Origin of the sequence: Seohaeicola sp. 4SK31 (assembly GCF_028802875.1) — a bacterium.
Taxonomy (GTDB): domain Bacteria; phylum Pseudomonadota; class Alphaproteobacteria; order Rhodobacterales; family Rhodobacteraceae; genus Seohaeicola.
Genome location: NZ_JARAMP010000029.1, coordinates 1 through 20,212, shown reverse-complemented (window position 1 = coordinate 20,212; position 20,212 = coordinate 1). Strand labels below are relative to the sequence as shown.

Genomic DNA, 20,212 nt, shown 5'->3' with positions numbered 1-20,212 from the left:
TTGCCCATGACTCGCCTTGCCTGCCTTGCCGCTGCCGTGACCGGCGCTGCAATCGGCCTTACGACCCCGGCCATGGCCGATGGCCAACTGAATATCTACAATTTCGGCCTCTATACGCCGCCAGCCCTGCTGGAGCGGTTCACGCAGACCTATGGGGTCGAGGTGACGTTGAGCGAATTCGCCGCCAATGAGGAGGCGATCGCCCGCATTCAGGCGGGGGGCCACGGGTTTGATGTGGTGATCGTCAGCGGATATTACCTGCCGGTCTATCTGGAGCAGGGTCTGCTGCTGGAAAGCCGTCCCGATACGATGGCGAATTTTGCCAATGTCGATCCGGCATGGATCACGATGCCCGGCGATCCCGAACGGCGTTTCAGTGTGCCTTGGGTCTGGGGCACCACGGGGGTGATGGTGAACACGGCCCTTTATGATGGCGACATCAACACGGCGGCGATTTTCCTTGATCCGCCCGAGGCGTTGCGGGGGACCATCAACCTTGTCCCGTCGATGAATGACGTGATCGACATGACGCTGCGCTATGTCGGGTCGGAGCCTTGCACCAGCGACCGCGAGGCCCTGCGCAAAGCGCGCGACACGCTTCTTGCGGCCAAGCCGCATTGGGCGTCGATTGATTATGCCTCTTTCGAGAAGTTCGTGAACGAGGATCTGAACGCCTCGGTTTTCTGGAGTGGAGCGGCGGGACGGATCCGCGATGCCAATGCCGACTTTGCCTTCGGCTGGCCCGCGACCGGCTATATGCGCTGGATGGACAATGTGGCGATCCTTGCCGATGCGCGCAATGTCGACAATGCCAAGCTGTTCCTTGACTTCATCATGGCGCCCGAGAATGCGGCGCTGATCTCGAACTACACCCGCTATGGCAATGCCATCACGGGGTCTGAGGCCTTCATGGATGCGGGTCTTCTGTCCTCGCCCGAAATGCAGGTGCCCGCTGAACTGGCGGATGCGGCGATCAATCAGCAGCTTTGTGCGCCCGAGGTGCAGGAGCTTTACACGCGAATCTGGACCGACCTTTTGAAGTAGGGTTTAGCTGCCGAAAGACACGGCCTGCATGCGATGGAAAAGCGGGGTGAATGCCCCGCTTTTTCAGTCTGTGCGCAGGCGGCGAGTCGGTTTTCTGTGGTGCGGATTGTCGTGAATTCAAATTCACGACAGCTTCGGTCCGGGGTCCTGCTGATTGGCGACATCGGACGGCGTCACCAATCTGAGCCGGCGAATTTCTTATGAAAGCAAGGGGAAAAACGCGACATCTTGGGTGAAGCGATGAAAGAGGGCTGTTATTGCTATCCGTGAAGAGGATGGCCCGACGGACTGCCAGCACAAAGAGCAGCTCTGAACCGATAAGCCAAGAAACCGGGCCCTTTTCGCGAGTTTAACGAGTGACGTGTTACCTTGTGATCGTGCATCGCGGAGATCCTCTGCGGTGCACGATGTTTTTGTGCTGATGGCATCGGCAGCGAGGCAGGTGCGACTGCCCAGATAATGCCCAATTGCCGTTAAACTTTGCTCCAGTTTGCCCTGTTATCCGGACGCTGTGCGAGTTGGCGCGTCAGTCTTGCTGGCGTTGTGTGTGTGGGTATCGGGTTTACTATGGCCACTTACTATATCGTATCGGCCGGGACTGCCGGGACGCCCGATCCGGATAACGTGATGGGCTATACCCAGATCGGAGCAGGCACGACGATCGTCGCGCAGCCCGGTGATATCTTCATCATTGATGGTGCGGTCAACTCCAACATCACGATCAACGCGGCCAGCGGAATTGCGACGCCGGTCGAGGTGCGGTTCGAGCAGGACCTGACGACGCTTGGCGCTGCGAACGCGGCCACGATCACCTTTGGTCCCGATACAATTCCGACGGTCACTATCGCCGCTGAGATTGATGCGGATGGTCTGAACCTGAACGCGGCATTGTCGGATGGGTTGACGGTGAACGCGGATGACGGCGCATCTGTCGGTCGGATCACGGGCTCGCCGGACACTGATACGGTCACGGCGGGTGACAACGTCACCTTCCATGGCATCGTTCTAAACGATTCAAGCCAGGCGACCATCACCGTCGGTGACAACGCGACATTCAACAGCGTCTTGTCACTGACGGGTTCCGATTCATCCATGACGATGACCGTCGGCGACAACGCGACGTTCAATGTTGCCGTCACGATGTCCGGCGATAATGCCGAGCGGGTGTTCATCGTCGGCAATGAGGCAGAGTTCAACAGCACCCTGACGATGGAGCTGGACAATTCCGAAGGCACGCTTGTCATCGGGACGGATAGCGGCATCTTTGGCGCGCTGAGCCTTGATGCGACCCAGTCGACGATGAATGTCGCCATCGGGGATCGCAGCGTCATCGGATTGAGCGGCACGGGCGGGGTGAGCGCAGTCGGTGATACGACCGACTACAACCTGGCTTTTGGCGACTTCGTCACCGTGAACGGCAGCGTCGTGATGTCGGGTAGCGGCAACACCCAATGGATCGAAGGCGGGCAGAACGTCTCGATCAATGGCGGCCTGAACATGGGTGGGGTGTCCAACGCCAATGCGGTGACATTCGGCGATAATTTCGCTCTGTCGGGCGACTGGACCGGTTCGGCCAATCCGGGTGCCCCGGAATATGTCGCGTTGGGCGACAACTGGCGCATCGGTGGCAACATGACTCTGGGCGGCGGGTCCGACCAGTTGTTTCTGGGCGCACCCGCGCCGGGTCAGGTCACCACGATCACCGCCGATGGCGATGGCAACGATGGCATCAGCGTCTTTGCCCCTGCCGGTCAGGAGCCAGCCTTTGCCAGCGCCGCCACCGCTGCGGGATGGGCGCAAAACCCCGATGGAAGCTGGAGTCCGACAAGCCCGAACCAGAGCCTGACCTTCGGGACGCTGAGCTACCAGAATTTCGACTCCAGCGCAGATCCCGGCGCGGAGCCGGACTGGTGGAACGCGCCGATCTTCGGCGCTCTGGACGGGGCGGTGCAGGGGACCGAGCAGGACGATGTCATCGGTCCGGGCGATGCCGATGCGGCTGGCGATGTGGTCGATGGCAGCGATGGCCTTGATGATACGATCATTGGCGGCGGAGGGAACGACACGCTCTTTGGCGGGCTTGGCAATGATCTGATCGAAGGGGATGGTGACACCCCCTTTGCGCCGGTCCAATCCGGCTTCGTGTCGTTGCGCAACACGGACAACCTTCAGGACGCCGGTGGCGTCGAGGCCAATGCCATCCGTGCCGTCGAACTGGTCCGCCTGTCGGACGGCCGGTTGATCATGATTTCGTCCGAACGGGGCACTGCGTCCGATGGCATCGCCACCTATGAGATCGACAGTGACCGCGACTCGGGGACATTCGGCCAGATTCTGAATAGCTCGGGCGGCGGGACGACCAATCCCACCGGCGGCGGGACGGCCGATCAGGCTGCACGGTTGGGCTTTCTGACACAATCGGCCAATGGCAACGGTTTCGACGATATCCGGTCGATCGAGGCGGTGACGCTGACCACGGGCGAAAGCTATATCTTTACCGCCGATACCGCGACGGGCACGATCGGGATCGCGCGGCTTGCCCCGGATGGATCGCTGACCGAGGGGCCGTCGCTGACATTGCCGCAGTTGAACGGCGTGCAGTCGCTGTCCGTCGTCGAGGTTGGCGGCACACCGATCCTGCTGGCCTATGCCGGTGGCTCCTCCGACAGCCTGATGAGCTTTGCCATTGATCCGGCCACGGGCGGATTGACGCTGCTGGACCGGGAACTGGATGGCAACGGCACATCCGAGAACTTCCTGGCAGGCGCTGGTGCGGATTTCGGTTTTGTCGAAGGTTTCACCAACGCGGCCGGGCAAAGTTTCGTGCTGGCGACCGGCAACGATGGCGGGCAGAACGGTGTGTCGCTCTGGACTGTTGATGGGGCAGGGCAGTTCACCTTTCAGAACGCGCGCGGTGACGATCAGAACGGCGCCACCGAAACCGACCCGCAAGGCAATACGCTGGGCCGTGACCTCATCTCGCCCGCGGGATCGCAGACCGGTCTGAATGATTCTGCTGCGGCGGCCTGGGGCGAGATCGACGGTCAGACCTATGTCTTTGTCGGTGGCATTGACGATGACGTGACCATTTTTCGTGTCGATCCAGATGCCTTGGGGGATGGCACCTTCGATCTGACCCTGGTCGGCCAGGTTGACGGTTTTGTAAATGACATCAGTGCAATAGCCTTCATTCCGTCTGGCAGCGGCGGAACGCTGGCCGTCGGTGGCGAACAGGCCGGGTTGCGGTTTGCGCAGGTCGTGGTCGATCCGGCAACCGGGATCGTGACGCTGAATCTGGACACGGACGGCACAATTGCCGATGCCGGGGAACCGGGTGCAGAACTGGCGGATTCCGAAAGCCTTGCCTATCTCGACGGTGTGCTGGTTTCGGCCTCGGATACCGACAATGGTGTCGCTGTTCTGGTGACGGAACCCAGCGCCTCGACTCCGTCCGGCACCACGGCCGGTGTCGCGGGCGATGACGTTCTTTATGGCGGCGACGGCGATGACACGATCTTCGGCGGTGCCGGAGATGATTTCCTGGATGGGGGCGCGGGGCGCGACACCCTGACCGGCGGCGATGGGGCCGATGTCTTTGTGGCCGATGGCACGGCGGATCTGATCACGGATTTCGATACCGTGACGGGGATCGGCAACGGGGATCAGTCGGATAACGATCTGGTCGATCTGTCGGGGTTCTACAATGTCTCGACGCTGGCTGCGTGGAACGCGGCCAATCCCGAGCAGACCTACAAGCAGGCGCTGGCCTGGCTTAAGGCGGATCAGGCCGATGGTGTGCTGGACGCGGCCGGCGGGTTGCAGATCCAGAACGGTGGCGCTGCGGTCAGCGGTGATGGGTTCAGCTTCGAAAACACCAGTGTGATCTGCTTTGCCCGCGATACCGGCATCCTGACCCCGCGCGGCGAAGTCGCGGTGCAGGATCTGCGGCTGGGCGATCTGGTGCAGACGGTGGACAATGGGTGCAAGCCGCTGTTGTGGATTGGCGCGCGCCGGGTCGCAGCGCAGGGTGCCGCGGCCCCGATCCGGATCGAGGAGGGGGTGCTGAACAACAGCCGTCCGCTGATCCTGTCGCCACAGCATCGCGTGCGGGTTCAGTCCCGGATTGCCGAGCGCATGTTCGGCTGTGAGGAGGCGCTGGTTGCCGTCAAACACTTGCTGGAGTTGCCGGGCGTGTCACGTCTGGAGGGGGGCGAGGTGGAGTATTTCCATTTCCTCTTTGATCAACATGAGCTGGTCATGTCGGACGGGGCCGAAACGGAAAGCCTGTTCACCGGGCCAGAGGCGTTGAAGGCGATCCATCCGGAGGGTCGGCAAGAGGTGATGGCGCTGTTCCCCGAACTGCTGGACAATCCCGACTACCGGCCTGATCCGGCGCGTCCGCTGCTGCGGGGGGGCGAGGGACGCAATCTGGTGCGGCGGCATATCAAGAACAACAAGCCCGTCATTCCTGCGCGGGTTGTCCCACGGTTTGCCGCGCGATGACGCGCTTTCAGGGGTGTGGACAGGCTCAGGATTGGGGCTTGTGCCGTTCCATTGCAGCTAGAAAGGCAATCCGCCGCGACTGCGCGACCTTGACGCAGTCGCCGCTTGTCAGGGTCAGGGCAAGGGCGCCCTTGTCCCCTTCGGATGTTGCCGCGATATCGGCAAAGGCCAACCAGGTGGATCGGTTGACCTGTATCCCGAGCGCGTAGTCCAGTTGCTCGACAGCCTCGGCCAGACGACCACGCACCATGAACCGTTTGTCCTGTGTGACGATCCGCAGGTAGTGATCCTCGGATTGCACGCGGAGCACCTTTTCGGCGGGCAGCGTGACATTGCCGACGCTAAGCCGGCCCAGATCAGGGAGGGGGGCCGTCGCCCCGGACGGGGGAGGGCGGTTCAAAGGCTGATCGGCATCGCCGCCTTCTGTCGTGGCATCGCGGGCTGCCTTGGTCACCACCGCGTCGGGCCCGAGGTTTGCCAGGGCCGCAACCTCGGACTGGCGGTGGGGATGGGGCAGGGCAAGCGGGGCGGTCTTGTCGTCCGCGATCGGGGCCGCGGAGCCGGGCCTGACCGAGGAGAGCGATGGGTGGAAGGGGGCCACGAAATTCCCGAAGATCATGTCCATCACCAAAAGGACGATAAGATCGCGCAGGATCTCCGTTGCCCATTGAGCTGCATTGATCAACGGGTCCCCGACCATGGCCGTGGTGACCATATAGGTGGTCATACTGGTGAAGATGAACAGTGGCAGGATCAGTGTCGGGGTGTAGATCAACCGGATCACCCCCCGCTTCCACAGAAGCTTGAGGACGCTGAGCGACAGCAGGAACCAGAGCATCGACACGATGCTGATTGTGGTCCACAGAACAACTGTCTGAAACCCGGCCAGTGCGTTGGTATCCAGCCCGCCCCTGTCGAGCAGGCCATAGATCAGAATGCAGGCAAGCGTATATTTGAGATAGGTCGGATGCAGCAGGAAGTCGCCAACGGAATCGTTGACCACATAGTAGCGCTGTCCGTCGGTGAAGCGTATTTCGGGCATCCGGACGGCGCCATTTTCATATGTGACGCGATCCATATAACGCGCTGACCTTTTACCAAATTATCGTGGCTACCCCGTATACGGATCGATGGGGCAATACTTCTAGCTGTGCTACACATAATGCAGTAATTTTTTCAGTCTACTTGTTTTGTGCCGCCGGTCCGGCTCTGGGCGTCCGGCGCAGAGGGCGCCGGTGTCCGGGCTGACAGTGTCGCTTGCCCACCCGCGACGGGGCGGCATACTCTGTAAATGTCGCCGCTGTCACGGAGTTGTCGCAGTTAGACGCTTTTTTGGTTGAACACTGAGGCGCGATGGGCAAAGTTGACTCGGGAGTCAACAACCCGAGACGATGGCTTTGCACCGCAGCGTGCGGCTACGGACGGAATAGACCAGTCAGGGCCGGAAAACCGGCCCGGATTGTGACAAGATCAGCAAGTATCGCGACAAGCGAACAGATACCAACAGGGAGACGACGATGACCGGAAAGATCGACCAGAACCAGATTGACTACCTCAAGGTGCGGGCCGGCATGGGCCGGATCTCGCGGCGCGAGTTCATCGGCCGCATGGGCGCGCTGGGTGTCAGCGCCGCGATGGCGGGCACCTTCTATGCGCAGGCCGTGCATGCGGCAGGCCCGGTCAAGGGTGGCACGATGCGCATGGGCGTGTCGGGTGGCGAAAGCACCAACTCGCTTGATCCGGCACTGGCGGCAAGCCCGGTGCCTTACAACGTGCTGAACCAGTTCGGCGAAACGCTGGTGAACGTGGACGAGAACGGGCAGCTTGAGATGCGCCTTGCGGAAACGGTCGAGGCGTCGGCCGATGCGAAGACCTGGATGTTCAAGATCCGCTCGGGTGTGGAATTCCACAACGGCAAGCCGCTGACCGCCGAAGACGTGATGCGCACGATGGAGCGTCACTCGAACGAGGACAGCAAGTCGGGTGCCTTGGGCATCATGCGCGGCATCACCTCGATGAAGGTCGAGGGCGACATGTTCATTGTCGGGCTGGATACGGCCAATGCCGACCTGCCCTTCCTGCTGGGTGATTATCACCTGATGATCCAGCCCGATGGCGGCTTTGACAATCCCGGCGCGGGCATCGGCACCGGTCCCTATATGGTCGAGGCGGATGAGCCCGGCGTGCGTCACCTGTTCAAGAAGAACCCGAATTACTGGGACAGCAGCCGTGGCCATGTGGACGAGGTCGAGATCCTGGCGATCAACGACACGACCGCACGGATGGGCGCGCTGCAATCAGGTCAGGTGCATCTGGTCAACCGGGTCGATCCCAAGGTTGCGGCCCTGCTGGACCGTGCGCCGGGTCTGTCGGTGAAAAGCGTGGGTGGCCCCGGCCACTATGTGTTCATCATGCATTGCGACACCGAGCCGTTCCTGAACAATGACCTGCGTTTGGCGCTGAAATACGCGATCGACCGCAAGGACATGGTGGACAAGGTGCTGCGCGGCTATGGGACGGTCGGCAATGACATGCCCGTCAATGCCGCTTATCCGCTGTTTGACGACAGCATCCCGCAGCGCGAATACGACCCCGAGAAGGCCGCCGAGCACTACAAGAAATCCGGCCATGACGGCAGCCCGATCGTCCTGCGTGTGTCCGACGTGGCCTTCCCCGGCGCGGTCGAAGCGGCGCAGTTGTTCGAGCAGACGGCCAAGGCGGCTGGTATCCCGCTGGAGCTGAAGCGCGAGCCGGGTGACGGCTACTGGTCCGAGGTCTGGAACGTGCAGCCCTTCAGCGCATCCTATTGGGGCGGGCGTCCGGTGCAGGACCAGATGTATTCGACGGCCTATCTGTCGACGGCGGACTGGAACGACACCCGCTTCAAGCGCGACGATTTCGACGCGCTGCTGTTGCAGGCGCGCGGCGAGCTGGACGCGGACAAGCGCAAGGCGCTCTACAGCCAGATGGGCATGATGGTGCGCGACGAGGGCGGGCTGATCTGCCCGATGTTCAACGACTTCGTGGAAGGCGTCAGCGACAAGGTGCAGGGCTGGGTGGCCGACCCGACCGGCGAACTGATGTCGGGCACCGCGTCGCACAAGTGCTGGCTGACGGCCTGAGCGGGGCCTGCTGAATGCACCCGATTCTGATACTGGTGTCCCAGCGCGTTGCGCTGGGCCTCCTTCTGCTTTTTGCGGCTTCGGTCCTGATTTTTGCGGGGACGATGATCCTGCCGGGCGATGTGGCGCAATCCATCCTTGGTCAGTCCGCGACACCAGAGGCGCTGGCGAACCTGCGCGCCGAACTGGGGCTGAACGATCCTCCGGTCACGCGCTATTTCAACTGGCTGTTCGGGGCCATGCAGGGTGATCTGGGTGTGGCCCTGACCAATGGTCAGGAAATAGCCGATGCGCTGGGCCGACGTCTGGGCAATACGCTGTTTCTGGCGTTCTGGGCGGCGATCATCGCGGTGCCGCTGGCGATCTTTCTGGGCCTGCTGGCCGTGCGCTATCGCAACCGCTGGCCCGACAAGCTGATTTCGGGGGTGACGCTGGCCTCGATCTCGATCCCCGAATTCCTGATCGGCTACCTGCTGGTCTATTTCGTGGCCGTGAAGCTGGGCTGGTTCTCGTCCGTGTCGATGATCAATGACAGCATGAACCTTGGCGAAAAGCTGAGCGCCATTGCCCTGCCGGTGGCCGTGCTGGTGCTGGTGGTGCTGGCCCATATGATGCGGATGACGCGGGCCGCGATCCTGAACGTGATGCAATCGGCCTATATCGAGACGGCGGAACTCAAGGGTCTGTCGGGGTTCAACGTGATCTTCCGCCATGCCTTTCCCAATGCCATCGCCCCCATCGTCAATGTGGTGATGCTGAACCTGGCCTATCTGGTGGTGGGCGTCGTGGTGGTCGAGGTGGTTTTTGTCTATCCCGGCATGGGGCAGTATCTGGTCGATCACGTCTCGAAGCGTGACGTGCCCGTAGTGCAGGCCTGCGGGCTGGTTTTCGCGGCCGTCTATATCGGGTTGAACATGGTGGCCGATATCGTGGCGATCCTGTCCAACCCGCGGCTGAGGCATCCGAAATGAGCAGGATACCGATTTCCGCCCTGATCGGGCTGTTCTTCACCGGGGCCTATTTCCTGGCTGCCCTGTTCGCACCCTTCATCGCGCCCTATGGCATGGCCGAAACCGTGGGCGATGTGTGGGAGCCGATGTCGCGCACCCATCTGCTGGGAACGGACAGTATCGGGCGCGATCTGCTGACGCGCATGATCTATGGCGGGCGCACGACGATCTTCATCGCGACGATGGCGACCTTGCTGTCTTTCACGACCGGCGCGGTGCTGGGTTTTCTGGCCGCCGTCATCGGCGGTTGGGTCGATCAGGCGCTGTCGCGCTTTGTCGATCTGATGATGGCGATCCCCTCGCTGATCTTCGCGCTGGTGGTGCTGTCAGTCATGCCGGTCACGATCCCGGTGCTGATCATGGTGATGGGCCTGCTGGATTCCACCCGCGTCTACCGTCTGGCCCGCGCCGTGGCGGTGGATATCAACGTGATGGACTTTGTCGAGGCCGCCCGCCTGCGGGGCGAGGGGCGCGGCTGGATCATCTTCCGTGAGATCCTGCCCAATGCCCTGTCGCCGCTGGTGGCGGAGATGGGCCTGCGTTTCATCTTCATGGTGCTGTTCGTGTCCACGCTGTCCTTCCTTGGCTTGGGGGTGCAGCCGCCCAACGCCGATTGGGGCGGCATCGTGAAAGAGAACAAGGAAGGTATCGTCTATGGTATCGCGGCCGCGCTGGTTCCGGCCTTTGCGATTGCGACGCTGGCGATCTCGGTCAACCTCGTGGCGGATTGGATCCTGAACCGCACGACAAGTCTGAAAGGGGGGCGCGGTGGCTGAACCCTTGCTCAAGGTCACGGATCTGAAGATCGAGGCGACGGCCTATCCGCCGGGAGAGCCGCCCCAGGACATCACCATCGTCGAGGGCGTGTCCTTTGCGCTGGACAAGGGGCGCGTGCTGGGCCTGATCGGGGAAAGCGGTGCGGGCAAGTCCACCATCGGGCTGTCGGCGATGGCCTATGGGCGTGGTGGCGTGCGTATCACGGGCGGCGAGGTCGTGGTGAACGGGCGCGACATATTGAGACTGGGTGTGCGCGGCCTGCGCAAGCTGCGGGGGGCCGAGGTGACCTATGTGGCGCAATCCGCCGCCGCCGCCTTCAACCCGGCCAAGCGGATCATGGAGCAGGTGATCGAGGCGACGCTGGAACATGGCCGCGCGTCACGGGCCGAGGCCGAGGCGCGGGCCAAAAGTCTGTTCGCGACGCTGGGCCTGCCCGATCCCGATACGTTCGGGAACCGCTACCCGCATCAGGTGTCAGGCGGGCAGTTGCAGCGCGCCATGACGGCCCTTGCCCTGTGTCCGCATCCTGATCTTGTGATCTTTGACGAACCGACCACCGCGCTTGACGTGACCACGCAGATCGACGTGCTGGCCGCGATCAAGGATGCGATCCGTGAAACCGGGGTGGCCGCGCTGTATATCACCCACGATCTGGCTGTCGTGGCGCAGGTCAGCGACGAGATCATGGTGCTGAAGGGCGGCACCATGGTCGAGCATGGCACGACCGATCAGATCATCAACGCCCCGCGTGAGGATTATACCCGTGCCTTGGTCTCGGTCCGGTCCATCGCGCATGAGGAAAAGGTGCCATCGGACGATCCGGTGCTGCGGGTGGAACATGTCACCGCGCGCTATCGCGGCACCGCCTTTGACGTGCTGCATGACGTGAATGTCGCGGTGCATCGCGGTCAGACCTTGGCCGTTGTGGGGGAAAGCGGATCGGGCAAGTCGACGCTGGCCCGTGTGATCACCGGGCTATTGCCACCGTCCGAGGGGCAGATCACCTTTGCGGGACGGCCGCTGTCGGCCACTCTTGCGGGCCGGTCGCGCGAGGATCTGCGCGAGGTGCAGATGATCTATCAGATGGCGGATGTGGCGATGAACCCGCGCCAGACGGTGGGCACGATCATCGGGCGGCCGCTGGAGTTCTATTTCGGCCTGAAAGGTGCGGCCAAGCGTGCCCGCGTGGCCGAGTTGCTGGAGGCTATCGAGATGGGCAAAGGCTTCATCGACCGCTATCCGGCAGAACTGTCGGGCGGGCAGAAACAGCGTGTCTGCATCGCCCGCGCGCTGGCCGCGAACCCGCGCCTGATCATCTGTGACGAGGTGACCTCGGCACTGGACCCGCTTGTGGCTGATGGCATCCTCAAGCTGCTTCTGGATCTGCAGAAGAAAGAGGATGTGGCCTATCTCTTCATCACCCATGACCTTGCCACGGTGCGGGCCATCGCGGACAGCATCGCGGTGATGTATCGCGGTCGCGTGGTGCGCTATGGCCCCAAAGGCGAGGTTCTGGCCCCGCCCTTTGATGATTACACCGACCTGCTGCTGTCCTCGGTGCCCGAGATGAAACTGGGCTGGCTGGAAGAGGTGATCGCCCATCGCAAGATGGAAAGCGCCGGGAATTAGATCTGTATCCTCGTTTCTTCTTGCGCCAAATATCCCCGCCGGAGGCTCCTCCCCTTGCCGCAGGACGCGCGGTTTTGAGAAAGAAAGACCATGCAGAACAAGCTTCTTCTGATCATCCTTGACGGTGTGCCGCTGCGCAACTGGCGGCGTTTGTTCGGCAATCTGGAAGGATGGGTCGAGAGTGGGCAGGCGCAGAGCTGGGTGATGCGGTCGGTGCTGCCGTCGATTTCGGCCAGTTGCTATGCCTCGATCCATACGGGCGTGACGCCGCAGGAACATGGCTGCACCGGCAATGGCAATGTCTTCCGCCTGTCGCATCCGGATGTCTTCAGCCAGGTGCGGCTGGGCGGCGGTGTCACGGGGGCTGTGACACATTCCTTCTGGTCCGAGTTCTTCAACCGCGCGCCCTTCGATTATGTCCGCGACATCGAATATGACGAGCCGGACAGTGCCACGATCAACCATGGGCGGTTCCATACCATGACAGGTTACGGGCTGATCAACCAGATGACGCCCTCGGATGTGGATCTGTTCGCGACACTGACCATGCTCTGTGCGCGGCATGAGTTGGATTACGGCATCCTGCACACCTGCACACTGGACAGCATGGGGCACCGTTTCTATCACGACTGTCAGGAGATGGATCACGCCTGCGCCGTCATGGACGAGATGCTGGCACCGTTCATTCCGAAATGGCTGGCGATGGGTTATGAGATCATCGTGACCGCCGATCACGGGCAGGATGCGCGGGGCCATCACGGGGGCAACAGCGATCTGCAACGCGAGGTGGCGCTCTATTATTTCGGGCCCGCGCGTGGACCTGCATCCGATCAAGTGCTGGACCAGTTGCAACTGGCGCCCACGATCCTGTCCCGGCTGGGCGCGCCGATCCCCGACAGCATGCGGGCAGAGCCTTTCCTGTCGTCCTGACGTCACCGCATATGGGATTGGCTTTTCAGGTTTCCGCTACATCTTGTAGGTGCGGGTCGATTTTGGGGAAGGGTGAAAATTGACTCTAGCATGGCCGCGAAAAACGGCATATTCTTGCCATAATCAATAAGACTGCCGGAAAAATCGGCGTGTAACGAGTAGAGCGGTGCCAGTATGAAGACAATGGATTTTGTCGTGCGTTCCGTCACGGGCGCAACCCGTCGCGGTATGGTCGAAGAGAATGTGGCCGCATCGGTCATCGACGTCTCGGCAGGGGAAGAAATATCCCTCAATCTCAGGCAGTTCGAGCTTAAAGCTTATGTCAGGGCGGGCAATGACCTGCAAATGACGCTGGCCGATGGCCGGATCGTCACGCTGAAAGGCTATTTCGGCGAGGATGGTCCGCAGGCCCGCTTGTTCATCAGCGCGGATGGTTATCTGAGTGAAGTGACTCTGGCGGAAGCCACGGATGGCACGCTTTACGCCCAGTTCGGACCGACCGAGGCCTGGGGCAAATGGAGCCCGCATGAGGATCTGATCTTTTTCGACGGGTCCGAGGTCACGGAGCCGGTGACCGACAATGACACGGTCAGCATGTTGGCGCCCGGCTTGCTGCTGGGCGGCGGCACGCTGGGGGCGGCGGGCGGAATGGCGGCCCTTGCGGCGGGTTCGTTGTTCGCAGGCGGCCTTGGCGGTGCTGGCGCCCAGGTGCAGGACACGCCCGCTGTCGTCGTTCCCGGTGCGGATGGCGGGGCGCTGCGTCTGCCGACCATCAATGAAAAGGACATGATCCGCATTGGCGGCGATGACACGCCGCAGATCATCATCAGCGGCACAGGCGAGCCCGGTGCCCGGATCGAGGTCAATATCGGTGGCAAGACCGAAGTCACGACCCCCAATGGCAGTGGCAACTGGCAGGTGGTGTTCGAGGATGACACGATGCCGCCCGATGGGACCTTTCCGGTCGAGGTGAAGGTCACGCAACCCGATGGCAGCCAGATCAATCTGACCGGACCCTCGGTCGTGATCGACACGACGCCGCCGGTGCTGTCCCTGACGGGTGGCACGGAGTCCACCGGCCATGTGGTCAATGGCGATGATCAGCGCGACGGCGTGGATATCGCGGGGACCAGCGAACAGGGTGCCCGGATCACCGTGACCATGGGCGACGCGAGCACGGGTATCGTCACACGTCAGGTTGACGTCGGGGGCGACGGGCGCTGGTCGGTCAACTTCGGGGCGTCTGATCTGCCGGAAGGCGACTACAACCGCTCGATTACCGTGACCGCAACGGACAGTTTCAACAATACCACCCGCGTGACGGACCGGGTGATCGTTGATACGATCCCCGATCCCATCGTGATCCAGAACGGTCTGGTGGGGGGCAACGGCATCGTCAATTTCGACGAGGCACGCGGCGGCTATGTCGTGACGGGCACCTCGACGCCGGGCAACAAGCTGACGCTGATACGTGATGACGGGGTGACGACCCTGTCCCGCACGGTCGATGTTCAGCCTGATGGCACATGGCGGGTCGAGTATCTGCCGGGCGAGGTGCGCAGCGGTGAATACACCGTCTCGCTGACCGCGACCACATCGGATGCGGCAGGCAATATCGGCCGCGCGAGCGAGACGTTCCGTGTGGATACGGTGCATCATCTGACCATTGATCCGGCCGCGCTGGGGACAGGGAATGTGATCAACAGCGATGCGGCGCAGGCTGGCGTTGTGTTGCGGGGCACCACGCAGCCCGGATCGGTCGTTCAGGTGGCGTTCAACGGGATCACGCGGGAGGTCACCTCGACCGACGGGACGTGGTCGATGCGCTTTGCAGGCAGCGATTTCGATCGTGTTGGGCAGGGCGAATACAATGACAGTTTCCGTGTCACGGCGCGGGATGCGGCGGGCAACGTCAACACCGCCTCGCGCGAGGTGCGTGTGGATACGGTGGTCGATGTCGCCATCAATGACGGGATCGCGGGGGACGGTCTGATCAACGCGGCGGATCGTGCGGCGGGGTTCTGGGTCACCGGCACGACCGAGCCGGGGGCGCGCGTGATGGTGCAGCTTGGCACCGGCGCGGCGAAACAGGCCGAGGATATCGGGAACGGCAACTGGCGCGTGCGCTTTGATACCAATGAGATTCCCACCGGTCAGGACCAACTGGCCGTGCGGGCGACCGCGACGGACCGGGCCGGCAACAGCACCAGCGCCAGCCGCACCGTCATGCTGGATACCGAAGTGCGGGACTTCGCCTTCACCTCGACAGGGGTGGCGGCGGACGGGATCATCAACGGAACCGAGGCCGGAGCGGCCCGCGGTCTTGAGGTGACGGGGCAGGTCGAGCGTGGCGCGCGGGTGTTCGTCACATTGGGGCAGGGCACGCCCTTTGCCCTGACCGAGGAAGCGCAGGTCGATGCGAACGGCCGCTGGTCCCACCGCTTCGATGCCTCGGCCATCCGGTCGGGCGAATATGCCAGCAGCATCACCGCTGTCGCCACTGATCTGGCGCTGAACACCCGCACGATCCAGCATCAGGTGCGTGTGGATACCCGGTTGAACCGGCTGGAACTGGCGGGACCGGTGGCGGGCGACGGTATCATCAACATTCAGGAAGCCCGCGACGGCTTTGCCATCACGGGCCGCACCGAGGCGGCCTTGCCGAATGGCGCGCGCTCGCGGGTCGAGGTTGACTTCAACGGCCAGACCTATCACGCGACGGTGGACGCGGCAGGCAACTGGCGGGCCGATATTCCCGGCGGCGCGGTGCGTCCGGGCACCTATCCTTCGGGGTTCGAGGTGCGCGCCTGGGATGGTGCGGGCAATGGTGGCCTGCTGACAACGCAACCGCTGTCCGTGGATACGGATGCACCGACCAGCCCCATCGTGGAGGGCTACAGCCGCGATCATCAGGGCATCAGCGATGTGTCCATTGTGACCACTCCGGACCAGATCACCCTGAACGAGGTTCAGGCGAATGGCACGATGGCCCCGTTGAACAGCGAAGAGATCCTCATCCGGGGCAGGGGCGAAACCCTGTTCAGTTTCGGCAATGTCCTGCCTGATGGCAGCTTTGCCGAGACGCCGTTGCCGGATGGCTCGCATCTGATGATCACCTCGACCGACAGTGCGGGCAACAACAGCGGGACCTTCCTTGCCTTTGATGAATTGTCCACCTCGGTCATCGACCTGTCGGCACCTGTGGCGGCGGGGATGCGGATCGACGCGATTGATCTGACCTTTGCCGAGGATAGCAGCCTGACCCTGACCGAAGCGCAGATTCTGGCAATGGCACCGGATACCCAGACGGTCACGATCCACGGTGGCACGGATGATACGGTCACCATGATCGGCGCGAAGCGCGACGGGACCGAGACGATCGGGGGGCGCAGCTATGCGGTCTATGATCTGGGGCAGGCCCGGGTGATCGTCGACGAGACCGTGGATCGGATCATCTGAACGGTGTGATGGCAGGGCCTGCGGGGTGAGTATCAACCGGCGGGCCCACCACATGCAACAAGCACCGGGACAAGAGGCGATCATGAGGCAGGGTGACACGCAACGGACAAGACGGCGCGAATTGCGCGCCGTTCTGGCCTGTCTGGCGGTTCTGGCCTTGCCCGGGTGTCTGGCGCAAGGCGGAGGCGGGGCGGTCAGCCGGATGCTGATGCCCGAAGCGCCGCCCGTGCCGCAAGGTCTGGCGTCGGGGGACATGGCCGAAGCCTCGACGCTTCTGGTGGATCTGATGACACGGCGCAGCGCCTTGCCTGATGGCGCGCCGCTGGACCGGATTGCGGATGCCGTGCTGATCGCCGACACCCGCGCCGCAGCGGCGGAGTTGCGCAGCGCGCGTCTGCGTGAGCGGGCGCAATCCCGCAACTGGTTGCCCAGCATCAGCCCGCAAGCCAGCCTCAGTTCGCTGGGGTCGGTGGTGGCGATGCTGGTTGTGGAACAGGTCTTGTTCGACAATGGCCGCAAGCTGGCAGAACGCGATTTCGCCAAGGCCGATGTCGAAGTCGCGGCCGTGGCGCTGGTGCAGGACGCCAATGCGCGGGTGTTGGGCGCGCTGCGTCTTTATCTGGCGGCGCTTGAAGCGCATGAGAAAGCCGCGCTGGCGCAAGCGGCGGGCCGCGACATGGCCCATTTCGAATGGATCATGACCGAGCGGGTGACGGGCGGGATCTCGGATCCGTCGGATTTGCAGGTGCTGCGGCAGAAGCTGGCCGAGATCCGCGCCTCGGAACAGACGGAATCCGAGGCGGCAGGCGCGGCCTTGGCGGAACTGGTGGCGATGGGGGTCAGTCCTGCGCTTTTGGCGCAGATGGCGGGATTGACCGGGGCAGAGGTTGCCTTGCAGGTGCCCACACCCTTGCCGGTTCCCCTTTCGGTGCGTCTTGCCGAGGCCGAGCAGTCCCGCGCCGAGGCCCGCGCGCGGGCGGAGCGGGCCGGGTTCCTGCCGGCGCTGACCGCGACCGGAGCCTTGGGGCGCAACGCGCCGGATCCATCTGTCGGGCTGCGGACGGACCGGCCCTTGGGCTTTGGTCTGGGTGACGACTTGCGCGCCATTGAAGCCGCCACCGAAGGCGAGCGGCGCCGGGTGGCTCAGGCCCGCGAGGAGTCGCGGCGGCGTCTGGCGCGGCTGGAGCAGGAGCAGACAGCCCTTGCCCGGCAGGCGGCGGAGGCGGCTGTTCTGGCCAGCCGCGCCAAGGCGAACCTTGATCTGTTTCAGGCGCAGTATGACGCCGGGCAGCGTCAGGTGATGGATGTGGTGGGCCTTTACGAGCAATTCGCCCGCCAGCAGCATGATGCCGCCGCCCTGCGCTATCGTGCCGCCCTGACGGGGCTTGAGATGGCCGCCGAACTGGGTGTTCTGGCCGATGGGGATCGGTTGTGACCGGCGCGCCGTCCTTGCAGATCTCTCATGCGGAGCCTGAGGCACCAAAGCAGACCGGGGCAGGCATCCGCACACCGTTGCAGAGTGTTGCGGCCCCCGCTGAGAGCGATGCCATTTCAGACGGGGCGAGGATCGACCCGCGCACCATCGCGCGGGCTGATCTGGTAGTCGCCTATGCCGGGGTTCTGGGGCGGGCGCTGCTGCGTCGCGACGTGATCGAGGCCATGGTCGCGGGAGAGCAGGCCGGAAGGCGGGACCGGACGCAGGCGCTGGTGCAGGGGTTCGCCGCCTGCGGGTTTCTGGCGCGGATCGAGCAGGCCGCAGGGCCACGTCCGGATCTGTGGCCCGCGCTGGCGCAGATGCATGGCGGGCAGTTCGTGCTGGTGCTGGAGCAATCCGGGGCCGGAGCCGCAGGTGCGGTGACGATCTTCGACGCGGATAGTCCCGACAAGCGCCTTGATGTGCCCTTGTCCGAGTTTCAGCCCTTTTTCACAGGGGTTTTGGTTCGCGCCGAGACGCAGGTGGCGCAACTGGCGCAGGCGCATCTGGCCGCCCCGCGCCCGGCCCATTGGTTTTGGGGCGAGTTTGCGACCCTGCACCGCCCGTTCGCCGAGGTCATGCTGGGCTCTCTCGTGGCCAATCTTCTGGCTGTGGCTGTGGCGCTTTTCTCGTTGCAGGTCTATGACCGGGTGATCCCGCATCAGTCGCAGGCCACGCTCTGGGTGCTGGCCGCCGGGGCCATTCTGGCGCTGGTGATGGAAGCCGCGCTCAAGATGGCGCGGGCGCAGCTGATGGACGGGGCCGGGCGGCAAATCGAATTGTCGGTGCAAGCCCTGCTGATGGACCGTATTCTGGGCGCGCGATCGGATCAGCCGGGACGCAGCCCGTCGCAGATGTTCAGCGCGATGCGGGAATTCGGGTCGGTGCGGGAGTTCTTCACGACCGCCACCGTGGGCACCTTGGCGGATATCCCCTTCATCTTCGTGTTCCTGCTGCTGGTCGCCTCGATCGGCGGGAATGTGGTCTGGGTGCTGATGCTGGGCGGCGTGCTGATGGTGGTGCCGGGCTTTGTCATGCAGCGTCGCATGATCCGCCTGACCGAAGACGGGCAGGGGGCCTCTGCCCGCGCGGGCCGTCTGTTGCAGGAGGTGATCCATGAGCAGGAGACGGTGAAAACCCTGCGCGGCGAGGAGCGGATGCGCCGCCTTTGGGCCGAGTTGACGGCGCTGTCGGCGCATACCTCATCCGAGCAGCGCAAGCTTGCCTCGATCCTCACGACATGGGCGCAAGGCGTGCAGCAGGCTACCTATGTGGCGGCCGTGGTGCTGGGGGCCTATCTGGTGTTCGCGGGGCAGTTCACCGTGGGGTCGATCATCGCGGTGGGCATCCTGACCGGGCGCACGCTGGCGCCGCTGTCGCAACTGGCGGGCACGATGGCGCGCTGGGGGAATGTGCGCACGGCGCTGGATGCGCTGGAGGCCATCGCACACGCGCCGCAGGACCGCGAGGCGGGCCGCAGCTATCTGCGTCGGGACCGGCTGGCGGGGCATTACGAGATCCGGGAGATGCAGTTTCGCTACGGCACGGACGGCGCGACCGTGCTGGACGTTCCGGCGCTGGCGATCCTGCCGGGGCAGCGGGTGGCGATCCTCGGGGCCAATGGTTCGGGCAAATCCACGTTTCTGCGCTTGATGTCGGGGCTTTATGCCCCGACGCGCGGACGGGTGCTGATCGACGGGACCGAGATGGGCCAGATCGAACCGCGTGATCTGCGCCGCGCCATCGGCTATCTGGGGCAGGAAGTGCGGTTGTTCGCAGGCAGCCTGCGCGAGAACCTGAGCTTCAACCTGCTGGAGCGGGATGACGACCGACTGATGCAGGCGCTGGATTTCGCGGGGCTGGGACAGTTCGTGAAGGCGCATCCGCGCGGGCTGGATCTGGAACTGGGCGATGGCGGGGCGGGTCTGTCCATCGGGCAGCGTCAATCGGTGGGCTGGGCGCGGCTGTGGTTGCAGAACCCTTCGGTCTGCCTGCTGGACGAGCCGACCGCCGCCCTGGATCAAAGGCTGGAGGCGACGCTGATCAGCCGTCTTGAGGGCTGGCTTGCGGGGCGCACGGTGGTGATTGCCACGCACCGGATGCCGATCCTGTCGCTGACCAGCCGGGTGATGATTCTGCAAAACGGTTCTCTGATTGCGGCTATGTCAAGTGGGCTAGCGATCTGTCCGTTCGGGGTCATGGTTCTCTCCGAGGTCACGCATTGCGCCTCATGATGGTTTTCGGTGGTGGATCGTCTCCAATGT

Annotated in this window: 11 protein-coding genes; 10 read left to right on the top strand and 1 reads right to left on the bottom strand. The window is 63.3% G+C overall.

From position 1 onward, the window contains the following. Positions 1-6: 6 nt before the first annotated feature. Entirely contained in the window at positions 7-1,044 is a 1,038-nt protein-coding gene (locus PVW27_RS18575) for an extracellular solute-binding protein (RefSeq protein ID WP_274560299.1), read from the top strand. Positions 1,045-1,611: 567 nt separating this feature from the next. Beyond that, positions 1,612-5,547: a Hint domain-containing protein gene (locus PVW27_RS18570; RefSeq protein ID WP_274560297.1), complete on the top strand. Its 3,936-nt coding sequence runs from the start codon at positions 1,612-1,614 to the stop codon at positions 5,545-5,547. 25 nt (positions 5,548-5,572) lie between these two features. Here the strand turns inward: PVW27_RS18570 and PVW27_RS18565 are convergent, their stop codons facing one another. Then, positions 5,573-6,589 (bottom strand): LytTR family DNA-binding domain-containing protein, encoded by a 1,017-nt coding sequence (locus tag PVW27_RS18565; protein WP_274560295.1) that lies wholly within the window; start codon positions 6,587-6,589, stop codon positions 5,573-5,575. A gap of 475 nt (positions 6,590-7,064) precedes the next feature. Between PVW27_RS18565 and PVW27_RS18560 the strand changes: the two genes are divergently transcribed. From PVW27_RS18560 to PVW27_RS18525, 8 genes are all read left to right on the top strand, one after another. Further along, positions 7,065-8,669 (top strand): ABC transporter substrate-binding protein, encoded by a 1,605-nt coding sequence (locus tag PVW27_RS18560; protein WP_274560293.1) that lies wholly within the window; start codon positions 7,065-7,067, stop codon positions 8,667-8,669. 14 nt (positions 8,670-8,683) lie between these two features. Beyond that, a complete protein-coding gene (locus tag PVW27_RS18555) occupies positions 8,684-9,640 on the top strand; it encodes an ABC transporter permease (protein WP_274560292.1) in 957 nt (318 codons plus the stop codon). After that, the gene (locus PVW27_RS18550; protein WP_274560290.1) at positions 9,637-10,455 is read left to right on the top strand and encodes an ABC transporter permease; all 819 of its coding nucleotides are present in this window, start codon (positions 9,637-9,639) and stop codon (positions 10,453-10,455) included. The genes PVW27_RS18555 and PVW27_RS18550 overlap by 4 nt, the downstream gene beginning before the upstream one ends. After that, positions 10,448-12,085 carry an ABC transporter ATP-binding protein gene (locus tag PVW27_RS18545; protein WP_274560289.1) on the top strand — a complete coding sequence of 546 codons (1,638 nt, stop codon included), beginning with the start codon at positions 10,448-10,450 and terminating at the stop codon, positions 12,083-12,085. Before PVW27_RS18550 ends, PVW27_RS18545 begins: the two co-directional genes overlap by 8 nt. A 90-nt stretch (positions 12,086-12,175) precedes the next feature. Then, on the top strand, positions 12,176-13,015 hold the full coding sequence (locus PVW27_RS18540) for an alkaline phosphatase family protein (RefSeq protein WP_274560288.1): 840 nt from the start codon (positions 12,176-12,178) through the stop codon (positions 13,013-13,015). A gap of 195 nt (positions 13,016-13,210) precedes the next feature. Then, a complete protein-coding gene (locus PVW27_RS18535) occupies positions 13,211-16,474 on the top strand; it encodes an Ig-like domain-containing protein (RefSeq protein WP_274560287.1) in 3,264 nt (1,087 codons plus the stop codon). Positions 16,475-16,556: 82 nt separating this feature from the next. Beyond that, entirely contained in the window at positions 16,557-17,909 is a 1,353-nt protein-coding gene (locus PVW27_RS18530) for a TolC family protein (protein ID WP_274560285.1), read from the top strand. Positions 17,910-17,986: 77 nt separating this feature from the next. Further along, positions 17,987-20,182 carry an ATP-binding cassette domain-containing protein gene (locus PVW27_RS18525; protein ID WP_432762102.1) on the top strand — a complete coding sequence of 732 codons (2,196 nt, stop codon included), beginning with the start codon at positions 17,987-17,989 and terminating at the stop codon, positions 20,180-20,182. The last annotated feature ends 30 nt before the right edge of the window (positions 20,183-20,212 follow it).